Raw genomic sequence first — 13,768 nt, forward strand, 5'->3', positions numbered from 1 at the left:
GCCAACGGCAGCTTTCTGGGGTTCTTCGGACGTTTGTATCGCCGCGTGAAGCAATCTCCTCGGCTGGTGCCTCCGAGGCTGGACATTAAAGACGCGCCAGAGATTGCCGATAGACATATTGCGGCAGTAGAACGGCATTATGCCCCTGCTAAACGCCGCCTGCTCGACCCTTTAATTCCATTGCCAAACGCATCAAAAGGCAACTCTGCCAACACTATCGAATATGTACCCCTTTCGCCAATTCGCCCTTTTCGCTAAATGTAGGCGCAATGGGCATCCGCGTCTTCCTTCAACGGATGCCTGCTGCGCTCCGCGACGGAACTGAGGTCCAGCGGTCATTCAAACGACCGTGGCGGTGCTTGTATTGCGTATCGGCGTTAGCAAGAACCGCGCTGCTGGTGGAGCGAATCCAGAACGCGTGTCGTCAAGAGGGCTAACTAAACGCCCCTCAATTCTCAATCGCGCAAAGATGCTATCTTTGAACTGTCTGCCCAATATCAGCCGGGAGCGCGCTATGGCGGAGGACAAAGGTGATGTCGACGATCATTGGCACGTAAGCGCAGCTTGCTTCAACTGCGGCGCGGTTCGAACGGCCGCTCCCAATCTGTTCGTCGAGCGAAACGGCGCTTCGGCGTTTGCTCACCAGCCTGCCAGTGAACAGGAAACAGAAGATGCGTGGCGAGGCGTCCTCATCTGTCCGGCGGCTGCCGTTCGGCCGCCAACAGGTTTGACGATGCCGACAGGCCTCTTCCCGCAAGCCTTGGCTCCCGGCGTGTGGAGGCTCGGGTATAACGCCCGCGCTTCGTACGGCGCTCACAGCTACATCACGCTTGCAGGCGGCCTGCGCCTGATGATCGACGGGCCACGCTGGTCCGGCCACCTCGGGCGCTGGATCGCGGAAGCCGGAGGTTTGGATCATATCTTGCTGACCCACCGCGACGATGTCGCGGACGCGGGCATCTATGCGAAGCGCTTTGGCGCCCGCGTCTGGATCCATGCAAACGACGCCGATGGCGCTCCGTTCGTCACTGACGTCATCACGGGTGATCTGGCGCATGAGATATTGCCGGGCGTTCGGGTCATTCCGATGGCGGGACATACACGGGGCAGCGTCATGTTCCTCATCAGCCACGCCCTTTTCTCTGGAGACTCACTGTGTTGGGATGTCCGCAGGCACGCTTTGCATGCCTTTCGAGACGCCTGCTGGTACGACTGGCCCACCCAGCTTCGCTCCCTCGAGCGACTCGTTCAAGAAAGCTTCAGTGGCGTGTTCGCCGGACATGGCGGAAGTATCATTCTGGATGCACCGACTATGCAGCGCGAACTGCGAGCGTTTCTCGATACGGTAAAGTCGGACTGAGACTTGTGGTTTGTCGGATATCCGCAAAGATAAATTCCTCGTCTTCGCAACACATAGGTAGAAGCATCGTCCGCCACTTTCTCAATTTTCGCGAAAGGACTTTGATCATGGATGATATCTCTCCACAAGCCTTCATAGATGCCGTAAGCGGATATCAGAAGACGGCCGCAATGAAAGCCGCAGTTGCGCTCGACCTGTTTACCGCGATCGAGAATGAGAATGGCGAGCTCTCGCGCATATCGAGGCGCGTGCAGGCCTCCGAGCACGGTGTGCGCGTGCTGTGCGACTACCTGTGCGTGCAGGGGTTTCTGCAGAAAGAGTCGGAATGCTATCGATTGACACCCTCGACTTCCGCGTTCCTTACCACTTCCTCGCCGGCCTGGATGGGAAGCATCGTGGATTTTCTTGCGGCCCCCGAAATGATGGCACTGTGGCTGGACGATCCGGTTGCGTTCGTTCGCGAGGGTGGGTCCGTAGGGTTGGGCAACATGGCCCCCGACCACCCCGTTTGGGTGAAATTCGCGCGCGCGATGGTGCCTTTTGTGGCGCCAATCGCACAGAACATCGCTCAGCACGTGGGCACATGGCCGCAAGCGCCGAAGCGCGTGCTCGATATTGCCGCCGGGCATGGGGTATTCGGAATCACGATCGCCAAGGCTTTTCCCGGCGCAGAAGTCGTGGCGACCGACTGGCAAGCGGTACTGGAAGTCGCGAAGGAAAATGCTGCGGCGGCCGGTGTGAGCGCGCGCCATCGCACAATCGCGGGCAGCGCATTTGAAGTCGAATGGGGAGCGGATTTCGATCTCGTGCTGCTCACGAATTTCCTGCATCACTTTGATCGGCCAACCTGCGTAGCGCTGCTCTCGAAGGTACGCAGGAGCCTCACCCATGGAGGGCGAGTACTCGCAGTGGATTTCGTTCCTAATGAGGATCGCGTGTCGCCACCGTTCGCCGCTGCGTTCGCCTTCATGATGCTTGCATCCACTCCACGCGGTGACGTGTACACGCTGCGCGAGTTCGAGGAGATGGGCAGCGAAGCAGGGTTTTCAAAGGTAAGCGTAACGCCGCTGCCGCCTTCACCGCAAAGTCTCATCACATTCGAATAGCACGCTGCCTGGCTCTGCGCGACGCACAGACGGCACTGTCTGTGCCGCCGCTCACGGCGGCTTGCGAAGCAACCATGTTTTCGACTGGGTGCTGTCGACCACCTGCTGCCTGTTACGATCGGCAGCACGCGACCCGGAGGAGGCGGCAAACTTCCCTGATAGCGGTCATTCCACAGTGCTCAACTGTAGACGGCGACAGCCAGTTCGCTTGCTTCGGGCGCCTTACACCAAGCGCTGGAGCGCGGTGCTCAAGTGCCGGGAGAGTTCATGCCGCCGCACGTGCTGCCGGAGAAGTCGGTTACTTGGGCGGCGGCAGCGAAGGATCGAGCTTCGCTGATTCCCTGACGAGCTGATCCGTCATCGCGGCCGCGACCGGGTTCGAGCCCGTGCCTGGCTTGGAGTTACTTGGGTCCATGGCGGCGCGAGCGGCCGACATATCCGGCGGAGGCAACGATGGATCGAGCTTCGCCGATTCCCTGACCAGTTCGTCCGTTTCCGGTGTCGCGCCTCGCGTCGTTATCGCGCGATGGTCCAGACCGTCTCGTCCACGCAGGGCGCGCTGCGCCGGAACCACCTTCGGCCCACCCGAGTCCTGCACGTTCACCGACGCGACTGCCGTCGACGGCACCTGCTTCGGTTGTGCCTCCGGTTTCGGTTGCCCGGTGACCTGAGCGGTGGCCGGACTGGATGCGGGCGCGGCCGTCATGGGCGCAGCTGCTACTGCCAGAGCCGGACCCGGACGCGGAGCGGGAACTGCCGGCTCCTGCGCGATGGCAGCGCTTTTCGTGATTGCGCCGGACGGCTTCGATTGGTCGATGCTGCCTTCCGTCACGTGATCGCCGACGCGCGAATCGACGACGGGAGGCTGTGCCGACTCATGCACGGCGGCCGTGACTTCTGCCATTGAGCGGCGGTCCGCCTGAAGGAGCATCAAGTACGTGGTCCCTACTGCTCCGAGCAGTAGCCCTCCAATGATCATCAAAATCTTTCGGGTATTCATCATACTTACTGACGGATCCTGCAAACGACGTGAGCCAGCCATGATAAACGACTGATCACGAATTTCATCAGACAAATGACAGCAATGGCCGGCATGACGAGCAGGAATGGGCGAGCGATAAACCGAGCGCCTGGCCATGCAGCGACACGTGTCGCACGGGTGGGAAGAGGGTAACGGGCCGAGGCCGTCAACGTACTCTAAGCAGCGCTAAACCTGGCTAACCGAGCCGTGTAAAAAAGGGGTATCGTGAAGCAGTCATTGAACGCCAGGCTCATCCGCGCCGCGCCTGAGCATGTAACGTCTCCCTAGTCAGACGGTCTTGCCATGATCCTGTATCACACCGAACCCGATTCCCCTGTCATCGAAATTTCCGTCGAAGGCAAAATCACCGACCACGATCTGCGTGAAGCCATTGAGCGCATGCGTGGTGATCTCGAACTGAACGGCAAGGCCCGCGTGCTCGAACGCATCGAGCATTTCACCGGCATCGAGCCGAAGGCGCTGTGGACCGATATCACGCTCGGCGTTTCCGTGGCCCGCAAGGTCACGCGCGCCGCCGTGGTGGCCGATGCCGGCTGGATCCGTGCCTCGATGCATCTGGCGCGTTTCTTTACGAAGGCCGAAGTCAAGGCGTTCCACCTCAACGAACTGGAGCAGGCGCGCGTCTGGATCAACAGCTGAGCGTCGCCTGGCGAATTTCGTAGCAGTCCGGCTGCACGTCGGGGCGCGATTGACCTGCGCAATCAAGATGCCATGGGCATTCGCGCTCTTGCTTGCACTGGCGGCTCAGGGGGCGTTAGCGCCTGTTCGATTTTTCTGAGGCCGGTCATTCTCTCGCGCGGTCGCGATCGGCAGCACACGATCCTATACGGCCCTTCGACTCGATGCGAGCGCTCTGGCAGCTTCCAAACTGGAACTGCCAGGGGTTAACTCAGGCGATGACCTTCTGCTCTCCGGCAGCCTGCTCGCGTATGCGACGGGCTTCGTCGCGCAGGAACTGCTGGTAATCGTCCAGATCGCCGTCGAAGGGCTCGACGCCACCCTTGGTGACGAGCCAGAACTCGTCACATACCGCGCGCAGCAGCGACCGGTCGTGACTGACCAGCATCACTGTGCCTTCGAATTCGTTGAGTGCCACGCCTAGCGCTTCGCGTGTGGACAGGTCGAGGTGGTTGGTAGGCTCGTCGAGCAGCAGCAGATTGGGGCGCTGCCACACGATCATGCACAACACGAGCCGCGCCTTTTCGCCGCCGCTCATCGTGCCGACCGCCTGATGGACCATGTCGCCACTAAAGTTGAACGTACCGAGGAAGGTGCGAAGCGATTGTTCGGTGCCACTCTGGCCGGGGGCACGCATATTCGCCGGCGTGTCCTTGGCAAGGCGGATCATGTGTTCAATCGGCGTGTCGAGCGGACGCAGCACGTCGAGTTCCTGCTGGGCGAAGTAGCCAATGTTCAGACCTTTGCCTTCGCTGATTTCGCCGGCAATCGGCGCCAGCGCGTGCGCCACCGTCTTCACCAGCGTGGACTTGCCTTGGCCGTTGGCACCGAGAATGCCGATGCGCTGCCCGGCCAGCACGGATCGGTTGATGCCCCGCACGATGACCGTCGGCGGCGTGCCCGGCGCTGCGTCGCTCGGCGCGGGGTAGCCGAAGCTCGCGTCCAGCATTGACAACAGCGGGTTCGGGACGTTGAGCGGCTCCTTGAACTCGAAGTTGAACTCTGCGTCGGCGAGCACCGGTGCGATCTTCTCCATGCGTTCGAGCGCCTTGACCCGGCTCTGCGCCTGCTTCGCCTTCGAGGCCGTGGCCTTGAAGCGGTCGATGAATTTCTGCAGGTGGGCGATCTTGTCCGCCTGCTTGGCCATCGAGGCCTGCTGCAACACCAGTTGCTCAGCGCGCATCTCTTCGAACTTGCTGTAGTTGCCGCCGTAACGCACAAGCTTGGCGTTGTCGACGTGCACCGTCACCTGCGTCACCGCGTCGAGGAATTCGCGATCGTGGCTGATCACGACCATGGTGCCTTGATAGCGCTTGAGCCACGCTTCCAGCCAGACCAGCGCGTCGAGGTCGAGGTGATTGGTCGGCTCGTCGAGCAACAGCAAGTCGGACGGGCACATGAGCGCGCGCGCCAGTTGCAGTCGCATGCGCCAGCCGCCGGAGAAACTGTTGACCGGCTGGCTAAGCTGCGCAGCACTGAAGCCAAGGCCCAAGATCAGCGCCTGGGCACGGGCGGGGGCATCATGTGCACCGGCGTCGTGCAGGGCCATGTAGGCGTGTGCCATGCGCATGCCATCGTCGCTGGCCTCCGCGGCGGCTACTTCAGCCTGCGCTGCCAGCATGACCGTGTCGCCCTCGATGACGAAGTCGGTCGCACTCTGCTCGGTCTCCGGCATATCCTGCGCGACCTGGCCCATCTTCCATGCAGCGGGAATCGAGAACTCGCCGCCATCTTCGTGCAGCGTGCCGTTAAGAAGGCCGAAGAAGGACGACTTGCCGGCGCCATTACGGCCGACAAGGCCAATCTTTTCGCCGGGGGTGAAGGTGACGGACGCGCTGTCGAGTACGACATTGACGCCGCGGCGCAGGGTGACATTACGGACGGAAATCATAAGGAGCTACATCGGAGAGGACAGGCATGATAGCCGACCGGACGTACAGAGCCGCCGCTTTTCTGCCCGCACGAGTGAAGAGCCGCTTGCGCTTTGCGGCGCCCACCGGCCGCAAAGCGAGGCGGGCACTGGCGCACCGGGCGTTCCGGCTGCGCGGCCAGCGAACGCTCTTTCACTTCTAGTTCGACGACGCAGGCATGTTGCGCTCGACACAAAAGCGCCCGGACTCGCTTCACGATCACGCCGACGATCATCCGTCGAAGTGAGCGGCATGGGCGCCAGGCGCGTTGCCGTGCGATCGCGAAGCGGTGGCGGGCGAAAGATTTCAATCGCTAATGGTTATCCTGCGGATGATTGCGGTCTTCACTGCCGCCGCGCGCCTCGCCGCCGTGCTCACCGGACGGAGCGCCCGGGTGCATGGGCGCCTGTCCCTGAGGACCGCCCATCGTTTGCCGGGGCGGCTGCGCAGGCCCGTGCGCATATCCCGGCTGCGGCTGCGCCGGCCCATGAGCGTACCCCGGCTGGGGTTGCACCGGCCCATGAGCGTACCCAGGCTGCGGTTGCGGCTGCGGCCCGCCGTGCATGACCGGCCTCGGGTTCATGGCCGGACCGCCCGCCGCTGGCGGACCACCATGCGGCGGCGGAACGCCCCGCATCGGCGGCGGATGATTCGCCCACCGGTCCCGGTCGTGATACCAAGGCTGGCCGCGATAGTAGTGATCCCAGTAAGTTCCGAACGAGAACACTACGATGGGCAGCCCGATCTGCACGCCGTAAGTCATGATCGGCACTTCGGTACCCTGATACGGATAGTCGAGATATTCGCCGTAGACCCAGCCGCGCAGTCCGGGTGCTCCGACGTCGCACCAGCTGTAATCGGTAACGCAGCCGTACACCGCCAGTTGTGCGCCCGGCGGCACTTGCGCGACCACCGGATAATCCCCGGACGGACCCGCAAAAACGTCTACGGGCTGATTCGTATACGCCAGCGATTGAGCGAACGCCGCGCCGGACAGCGCCGTCAGGCAAACGCCTCCCGCGATGGCTCGAATGACGATTTTCTTTTGCACGATTCCTCCCTCGGAAAGAGCGGCCCGTGCATGAGGTGCGCTATTCGTTTCGTCCCGGCCATAACCGAGCCTCGATAGCAGGGCCACATTGCTTGGACAAGCCATATGGCGTTTGAATTGCACCCGACTGTCTGCGCAATTACGGTTTGTCAGCGTTCTTACCGTTCAGCAACTTCCATGCTTTGCCGCTCACGCGTCGAGACGAGCACAACGGCGGCGCGGCCGGCGAAGACGGCGATCGGTAAGCATCGCGGCGAGGTCGGTCGCGCCACCGATCCAGAGAGTCGTGGATGCTCTATTCTTGAATCTAGACGGGCCAGCCCAAGTCGCAGCCCAGAGTATGTCTCAGTCTTCCCGGCAGAAAGTCCTCACTTGAGGCCCAATCGACGTACAAGGCGGCGGCGGAATAGTTGCATCGCAGATCCGCAATATGACACTGACCATCATTGAGGAAAGATCCCCCAGACGGGAGATTGCGCACGAGCTATTTCACCCTTACCACCGCTAGGGAGATCTTGAAATGCTACCTGTTTGTCGCAGGACTTTTCTGAAGTTTACCGGCGCATGTATCGCCTCCCCGTGGGTTGGCGTCTGCTCTGCAAGTGAGCTTTCCACCTCCAAAGAGACGCAGTTCGAGAGGGTAGTAAAGCAAGCCGTTATCCAGTATGGCATTCCGGGCGGCGTAGCAAGTGTGCGCATACCTGGTCAGCCCGAATGGAAGCAGGCCTTCGGCTATGCGGACGTGGCGAACAAACTCCCGTTCAATCCAGATTGCTTTTTCCCCATCCGCAGCGTGACCAAGTCTTTTACAGCGACACTTATTCTCGAACTCGTGAACAAGGGCGCGGTGACGCTCGATAATTCATTCATTCAGACGTTTGTCCCCGGTATTCCGAATGGCTCGTCAATCACGCTCGCGCAGTTGGCAGGCATGCGAAGCGGTGTTGCCGACTACTCTGCAACGCAAGCATTTCGTGAGACCTTCAGCAAGGATGTCGCGCAGCGTTTCACCGAACAGCAATTGGTTGACTATGCGATTCCTGCCTCCCCCGTCTTTCCACCAGGCGCACAGTATCAATACAGCAACACCAACACCGTCCTGCTCGGCATGGTGGTCGAAATCGTGACAGGCCAGCCATTTTCGTCCGTGCTTCAAAACGGCATACTCGGTCTGCTGCACATGACGCAGACGGCATACCCCACAAAGGTTGATTTACCCGATCCTCATCCGACACCTTACGACGACAACGTTGCCGATCACAGCCTCACCCCTCTCCCGTTCATCAGTCCAACGGCTCTAGCGGCCTCCGGCGCCATGACCTCGACCGCTGATGATCTCCAAACCTGGGCGCTTGCACTGGGGCAGGGTCGACTGATTGGCCCAAAACTTCTCGAGCGGCAGATCAGGCACGGCAGCGCAGTCACCAATGGCCCAACCTACGACCGCTACGGTCTCGGCATAGGCATCATTGATAAGTGGCGGGGCCACACAGGCTCGGGTATCGGTTTTCAAGTTGCGGTGTTTTATGACCCGGACTCCGCGTCAACCATTGTTGTTGCCGTGAACGCGAGCGCGTCGGGAGGAGACCCGAACCTCAACTTTGCCGAGCAGATTTTCAGGCAACTTGCTTCGGTCGTATCGCAACACTGAGCGCGTCTCATCCGAGGGTCGTAGGATCTTTACTGACCAGTCCACGCAAATAGGGCGTAGTTTCTCAGACGGAAATCGTGACGCCCGGCGGCTTGGAACGCCTCACCGTCAGATCCGCGCGTAGAGCGAACTGCCGATCGTCAGCGTCGTCGCACTGGTCGACGCGAAACGGATTTCGTAAAGGTCGCGTCCAAAATTGCCCGGCACTTTGACCGACATGCCGCCGAGCGTATCGCTCACCGGCACGAACAGTTGATAGCGAAGATCTTCGTTGCCGTACAGCACGTAGCCAGGAAGTTCAGCGAGTGTCGCAAAAAACGCCGGCGGGTTGCCAAGAACGACAATCGGCACCGCGCTCGGCGAATCGTTGGTCAATGTCCATTGCGTGCCGACGCGTTGCTGCCACGCGCTGTCGAGCGCCGCCAGCGGTGCGAGTTGCTGACCGACCGGCAGCGTCAGATACGCATAACCCGCGCCCGGCACGACCCGCTTCATCAGATAGCGAAAGCTGAACGCATTTCCTTCACTGTCGTTGCCCGACACGACTGCGAAGCGATACGACGCCGTATCGATATCGCTCCACCACCAGCCGTCGCTGCGGTACTGGTACCCACCGATCTGCGCCCAGCCTCGCGTATCGGCGTCCCACTGGTTGATCTGCAGACTACCGTCCGCATTGGCAAGCACCTGGTACGGCGAATCGGAATTGCCGTAGATGCCCGCGCCGCTCGCAATGCCCGGCCCGGATGCGACCGGCGGCGCCGTGGTACCGGGCTTCGCTGGCAGCGACGAAATCGTGCCATCTTCCTTCAACGCCGACAGCACCAGCGTTTCGGCAATCGCTCGGGCGTTGTAGCCCGCATTGCCGGTCACCAGCAGCGCGAACTGCGAGTTAGGTACAACGAAAAATTCGGTCGAGTAGAACGCAGTGCCGCCGTCCTTTTCCCAGCCCAGCACGCCTGCGGCGTTGAGCGCCGGCTGTACTACGGTGTCCCAGCCGAGACCCCAGCGCCATTCTGGCGACGGGTTGATCGTCAGGCTTTCTGTCTGATCCGTACCCATCTGCGCGATGCCCGCTGCAGACACGATACGCTGTCCCTGAAATACGCCACCGCCGTAGATCATCTGCGCCAGATTCGTCATGTCGGTGGGTGTCGAACTCAGTCCGCCGGTCGCGTACGCATTGACGAATTCCTGATACTGCGTGCCGTTCACGTACGGCAGCGAGAACGATCCGCCGGACGGCACGCTCGTCAGATAGCTGGAGTGGGTCATCTCCAGCGGCGCGAGAATCGCCGACTGGACGAAGTCCGCGAAGCTCTGGCCCGTCAGGGCGAGTACGATCTGCTCGACCATCGTGAAGCCGTCGTTGCAATAGACGGCCAGCTCACCGGGCAGATGCTTCAGGTGCGAGTTGGCAAGTTCGGCTTGCGTGTCGGCGGCATAGCCGGCGACCGGCTGAAACGTGAAGAGATTGCGCCCATTCGTGCCGGGCAGACCGGATGCATGCGACAGCAGATGACGCGTGGTGATCTGCGCGTATTCCGGCGACAGCATGGTGAAGGTCGGTAGATATTTGATGATCGGTGTGTCGAGCGTGATCAGCCCGCGATCGACGAGGATCGTCGCCGCCAGCGCCGGAAACAACTTACTGACCGAGCCGATATTGAAGCGCGTCTGCGGCGTTGCTTTGACCTGCCCCGGCACCGACGCCAACCCGAACGCCTGCTGCCAGACCACCGTGTTGGCCTTGACCATCGCGACCGAGATTGCCGCCACTGGACTCGACGGATCGGTGACGGCCTGCTGGATCATCTGTTGGCCGAGCGCAATGGTCTGCTGATAAGGCGTCGAACGGATGTCGCCGTTGCCGCAGCCGGGCAGCACTGCTGCGAGCACCCCGGCGCCGGAGTAGCCGAGAAACTGCCGCCGGCCTACGCTAAAGAGAACCTCGTGATTGCGATAGCACTTGGCCACGGCATTCCCCTTTGTTCTGGTTTCCAGGACCTGCAAAAGCACTTTTCTTCAACCACGGCGCCGCCAACGCGGCAAAGACAAGCTTCGTAATTTTGATGCAGTGGGACGGCGTTCCTGAATGGGCCACCGTTCCCCAAATCATAGCCGTGCGATGAGAGCGCGACTAGCGACGTGTCGATGCTGCGAAGCTTTGGCTTAAGACTGCTCCCAACGGGTAACGGGTAACGGGTAACGGGTAACGGGTAACGGGTAACGGGTAACGGGTAACGGGTGCCAGGATACTTATCAGAGTCCTCGCGTTGCGCTGCCCCGATCTCCGACATTGTTGTTCTTTACACCGCCGGATGCTACCTGCGACAACGGAGGTCCGTGAACGCCCCATCTCAGCCGGCCGCGAATGGCCGCTTTCGGAATGGCCCGTTTTTCAACGCTGCGCGTGAGTGCGCATACCAATGAAGTTGATCACCTGAACCGATCATTTGCGATCAGCTCGCCGATACGCTGATCAGCTTCGCACCCAGTGACTGCATCGGCCAAAAGCAATCATCAACTTAGTTGGGTTGCACTGGGCGTTCCAAGCCGCACGCGATCATTGGGTTGGCGCGCCGATGGGTTGTTGTGGCCACGTTTGGCCACAGCCCCCAGCCTCCGAGCGATCGGCGCGCCTTGGCACATCTAGCCCTTTGCAAGCTCAGTAGCTGCCTCGTGGATGAGTGCGGATACCTCCGCTGGCATGGATGCCAGTGAAGCATGACTCGCCGCCAGCGTGATGGTCTTTCGCGTGTTCATCCTTGCCGACATCATCGCCTCATTGTCCGGATGGATCATCCGATCCGCGCTGGAGATCTGGTACCAGGTGGGTTTCTTTTTCCATGCCGGGGCCGTAATGGCATTGCCAAAGGTGCTGGCCAGCGGCGCTTTCTGCGTCACGGCCATCACCAGAGCTTCGTCCGCCGTCAGATCCTGGCAGAAGCTCTCGTGGAATTTCTCGGGTTTGATCCAGAGGTAGCCGTCACTGTCGGGAGCGAGATTAGGCGCCGCCACGGGCAGGTTCTCCTGTGTGATGCCACCGGGGCTTTCACCGGCATCAGGGGCGAACGATGCGATGTAGACGAGCCCGACCACGTTGGGCTGATCACCGGCTTCGGTAATGACCGCACCGCCGTAGGAGTGACCCACCAACAAGACCGGGCCCTTCACCTGCGCCACCATCTTGCGCGTGCGTTCGGCATCATCGGCCAGTGATGTCAATGGGAGTTCAACAGCCCGAATGGCCCCATAACCCTTGCGTGTCAGGTCAACAATGACCTTACTCCAGTGGGCGGCTCCGCCCCAGAAACCATGCACTAATACGATGGTGATTGCGCTGTTCATTGTCGGACTCCTAATGTGGAAGACTCGCCGACTGTTGGAGGTGCACATAGTCCGTCGGCATTTGGCTATGTTCCTACGAGCAGCCCGTGCACGGTAGCCAGCATCCATGCCTCATGCTGCGCCGTTCCTCGTTCTGGCAACTGCATGGGCGACCAGGCAGATACCCGTCTCGCGTCCACGCTGGATAAGCCTTGCCCAACACTGGCTCGCCATGATTAGAGCCTGACAACGAGCTTGCCGAGCGCACGATCGCTTTCCATCACGCTGTGCGCGCGGCGTACATCATCGAAGTCGAAAGTCTGGGTGCGAAGGGAGGGCATGCGTTGTGCGGCGATTTCCTGTGCAATCCAAGGCAGCGGAGATTCCTGCAACGACATGGCTGGGGTGCCTAGCAAACCGCTGGGGAAGAAGCTCAGCCGCGTCGCCGCCGGCAGATCCTGCATGAGGTGGAACTGCTCCAGGATCGGCGGACCGCCGAGCAGGCCGATGACGCTCACGGCACCGAAGGGCCGCAACGCCCTGATCGTGTCGCGCAGCGTCGCCGCACCAACCACTTCAAGCGCGGCATCGACGCCCACGGGGACGATCTGACGAACGGCTGCGGCAATCTCGCCGTTGTCGACGATCACGTCATCCGCGCCCATCTTGCGTAACCGATCGGCGTTCGCCGGTGAGCGTGTGGTCGCGATCACCTTCAGGCCGCGGGTCTTGGCGTAGGTGATGGCAGCCAAGCCGACCGACGAGGTTGCTCCCCGAACCAACATGGTCTGGCCCGACTGGAGCCAGGCTCTTGTCCAAGGCACCCCAGATGGTGAGATAGGCTTCCGGCAGAGCAGCGAGTTCCTCCCACGGCAGCGAAGTGTCGCCCAGTGCAAGCACGTTGCTGCGCAATACGGTCACCTGCTCGGCATAGCTGCCGTTGCGGCCGAACTGCATGCCACCCATCGCCGTGGCCACGCGTTGGCCAGTGCGGAACACCCCGGCAGGATCGTGAATGACCTCACCGACGGCTTCGATGCCGGGCACACGCGGCGTCGTGATGGCGCCCATCTTGCCGGCGCGCAAATAGGTTTCCGCACGGTTGAGGCCGAATGCGCGCACGCGGATCTGTACTTCATCGGCTGTGGGTTCCTGCGAAGGGATATCGCGCAGCTGGAGCACTTCCGGGCCGCCGGCCTGTTCGATCACATAGGCTTTCATGGCAATGACCTCAGGCGCGCGGCTGGCTGGTGGCGAACAGATAGCGGTGGATCTTCCACGCGCCGCTTTCCCGCTGGAATACGAACAACTCGTTGTTGCCTTCCTCCACCTCGATGCCGGCGGCGAGGATGCGGGTGCGGCCGGCCGAGCTGGTGCGTACCCAGGCCCAGTCGCCGGCTTCCTCGACTTCATGGATGTCGAAGCGGACGTTGAGCTTGATCGTTGCGAAAACCTGCTCATAGCCGGCACGGACCGCGGTGCGGCCGACCAGCGCAGGTGCGTGCTGGGGCATGAACACCGGATCGCGGCCGTACAGGTCAAGAATGGTGTCGATGTCGTTATTGTTGAGCGCCGTTTCGTAGCGCTGCAGGACGGCTTGGATAGACATGGGTTGGGCTCCGTGGTGGTCGAGTGCCGGG

Annotated in this window: 13 protein-coding genes; 5 read left to right on the forward strand and 8 right to left on the reverse strand. The window is 61.2% G+C overall.

Annotated features, from left to right (window positions below):
- The 3 genes from PQQ96_RS19450 to PQQ96_RS19460 form a co-directional block, all read left to right on the forward strand.
- Positions 1 to 258 (forward strand): hypothetical protein (locus PQQ96_RS19450; RefSeq protein ID WP_408295150.1); only part of this gene is annotated, 258 nt, incomplete at its 5' end.
- A 256-nt stretch (positions 259 to 514) separates the two neighbouring features.
- Positions 515 to 1,360: an MBL fold metallo-hydrolase gene (locus tag PQQ96_RS19455; protein WP_408295153.1), complete on the forward strand. Its 846-nt coding sequence runs from the start codon at positions 515 to 517 to the stop codon at positions 1,358 to 1,360.
- Between the two features lie 107 nt (positions 1,361 to 1,467).
- Positions 1,468 to 2,466, forward strand: a complete 999-nt coding sequence (locus tag PQQ96_RS19460) for a class I SAM-dependent methyltransferase (protein WP_408295372.1) — start codon at positions 1,468 to 1,470, stop codon at positions 2,464 to 2,466.
- A 298-nt stretch (positions 2,467 to 2,764) separates the two neighbouring features.
- On the opposite strand, the gene PQQ96_RS19465 is transcribed toward PQQ96_RS19460, so the two are convergent.
- Positions 2,765 to 3,370 (reverse strand): hypothetical protein, encoded by a 606-nt coding sequence (locus PQQ96_RS19465; RefSeq protein ID WP_408295156.1) that lies wholly within the window; start codon positions 3,368 to 3,370, stop codon positions 2,765 to 2,767.
- Positions 3,371 to 3,790: 420 nt separating this feature from the next.
- Between PQQ96_RS19465 and PQQ96_RS19470 the strand changes: the two genes are divergently transcribed.
- Positions 3,791 to 4,147 carry a SpoIIAA family protein gene (locus tag PQQ96_RS19470; protein WP_408295159.1) on the forward strand — a complete coding sequence of 119 codons (357 nt, stop codon included), beginning with the start codon at positions 3,791 to 3,793 and terminating at the stop codon, positions 4,145 to 4,147.
- Between the two features lie 250 nt (positions 4,148 to 4,397).
- On the opposite strand, the gene PQQ96_RS19475 is transcribed toward PQQ96_RS19470, so the two are convergent.
- Together PQQ96_RS19475 and PQQ96_RS19480 are read right to left on the reverse strand one after the other, a co-directional pair.
- A complete protein-coding gene (locus tag PQQ96_RS19475; RefSeq protein ID WP_408295162.1) occupies positions 4,398 to 6,077 on the reverse strand; it encodes an ABC-F family ATP-binding cassette domain-containing protein in 1,680 nt (559 codons plus the stop codon).
- A gap of 332 nt (positions 6,078 to 6,409) precedes the next feature.
- Positions 6,410 to 7,147: an SH3 domain-containing protein gene (locus PQQ96_RS19480; protein WP_408295165.1), complete on the reverse strand. Its 738-nt coding sequence runs from the start codon at positions 7,145 to 7,147 to the stop codon at positions 6,410 to 6,412.
- 520 nt (positions 7,148 to 7,667) lie between these two features.
- Here PQQ96_RS19480 and PQQ96_RS19485 point away from each other — a divergent pair.
- Positions 7,668 to 8,798 (forward strand): serine hydrolase domain-containing protein, encoded by a 1,131-nt coding sequence (locus tag PQQ96_RS19485; protein WP_408295168.1) that lies wholly within the window; start codon positions 7,668 to 7,670, stop codon positions 8,796 to 8,798.
- 108 nt (positions 8,799 to 8,906) lie between these two features.
- Here PQQ96_RS19485 and PQQ96_RS19490 read toward each other — a convergent pair whose 3' ends face one another.
- From PQQ96_RS19490 to PQQ96_RS19510, 5 genes are all read right to left on the reverse strand, one after another.
- Positions 8,907 to 10,775 carry a serine hydrolase domain-containing protein gene (locus tag PQQ96_RS19490; RefSeq protein ID WP_408295171.1) on the reverse strand — a complete coding sequence of 623 codons (1,869 nt, stop codon included), beginning with the start codon at positions 10,773 to 10,775 and terminating at the stop codon, positions 8,907 to 8,909.
- 675 nt (positions 10,776 to 11,450) lie between these two features.
- Positions 11,451 to 12,149 (reverse strand): alpha/beta hydrolase, encoded by a 699-nt coding sequence (locus tag PQQ96_RS19495; RefSeq protein WP_408295174.1) that lies wholly within the window; start codon positions 12,147 to 12,149, stop codon positions 11,451 to 11,453.
- A gap of 215 nt (positions 12,150 to 12,364) precedes the next feature.
- Positions 12,365 to 12,880 carry a zinc-binding dehydrogenase gene (locus PQQ96_RS19500; protein ID WP_408295177.1) on the reverse strand — a complete coding sequence of 172 codons (516 nt, stop codon included), beginning with the start codon at positions 12,878 to 12,880 and terminating at the stop codon, positions 12,365 to 12,367.
- Positions 12,780 to 13,349, reverse strand: a complete 570-nt coding sequence (locus tag PQQ96_RS19505; protein ID WP_408295179.1) for an alcohol dehydrogenase catalytic domain-containing protein — start codon at positions 13,347 to 13,349, stop codon at positions 12,780 to 12,782. Before PQQ96_RS19505 ends, PQQ96_RS19500 begins: the two co-directional genes overlap by 101 nt.
- A 10-nt stretch (positions 13,350 to 13,359) precedes the next feature.
- Positions 13,360 to 13,737 (reverse strand): YybH family protein, encoded by a 378-nt coding sequence (locus tag PQQ96_RS19510; protein ID WP_408295182.1) that lies wholly within the window; start codon positions 13,735 to 13,737, stop codon positions 13,360 to 13,362.
- Between the last annotated feature and the right edge of the window lie 31 nt (positions 13,738 to 13,768).

Source organism: Paraburkholderia sediminicola (assembly GCF_046027825.1).
Lineage (GTDB): Bacteria > Pseudomonadota > Gammaproteobacteria > Burkholderiales > Burkholderiaceae > Paraburkholderia > Paraburkholderia sediminicola_D.

Bases quoted from the DNA above. Each gene is read 5' to 3' on its own strand.
- PQQ96_RS19460 (WP_408295372.1), top strand. From the start codon at position 1,468: ATGGATGATATCTCTCCACAAGCCTTCATAGATGCCGTAAGCGGATAT.
- PQQ96_RS19455 (WP_408295153.1), top strand. From the start codon at position 515: ATGGCGGAGGACAAAGGTGATGTCGACGATCATTGGCACGTAAGCGCA.
- PQQ96_RS19510 (WP_408295182.1), bottom strand. From the start codon at position 13,737: ATGTCTATCCAAGCCGTCCTGCAGCGCTACGAAACGGCGCTCAACAAT.
- PQQ96_RS19495 (WP_408295174.1), bottom strand. From the start codon at position 12,149: ATGAACAGCGCAATCACCATCGTATTAGTGCATGGTTTCTGGGGCGGA.
- PQQ96_RS19505 (WP_408295179.1), bottom strand. From the start codon at position 13,349: ATGAAAGCCTATGTGATCGAACAGGCCGGCGGCCCGGAAGTGCTCCAG.
- PQQ96_RS19475 (WP_408295162.1), bottom strand. From the start codon at position 6,077: ATGATTTCCGTCCGTAATGTCACCCTGCGCCGCGGCGTCAATGTCGTA.
- PQQ96_RS19485 (WP_408295168.1), top strand. From the start codon at position 7,668: ATGCTACCTGTTTGTCGCAGGACTTTTCTGAAGTTTACCGGCGCATGT.
- PQQ96_RS19465 (WP_408295156.1), bottom strand. From the start codon at position 3,370: ATGGCAGAAGTCACGGCCGCCGTGCATGAGTCGGCACAGCCTCCCGTC.
- PQQ96_RS19470 (WP_408295159.1), top strand. From the start codon at position 3,791: ATGATCCTGTATCACACCGAACCCGATTCCCCTGTCATCGAAATTTCC.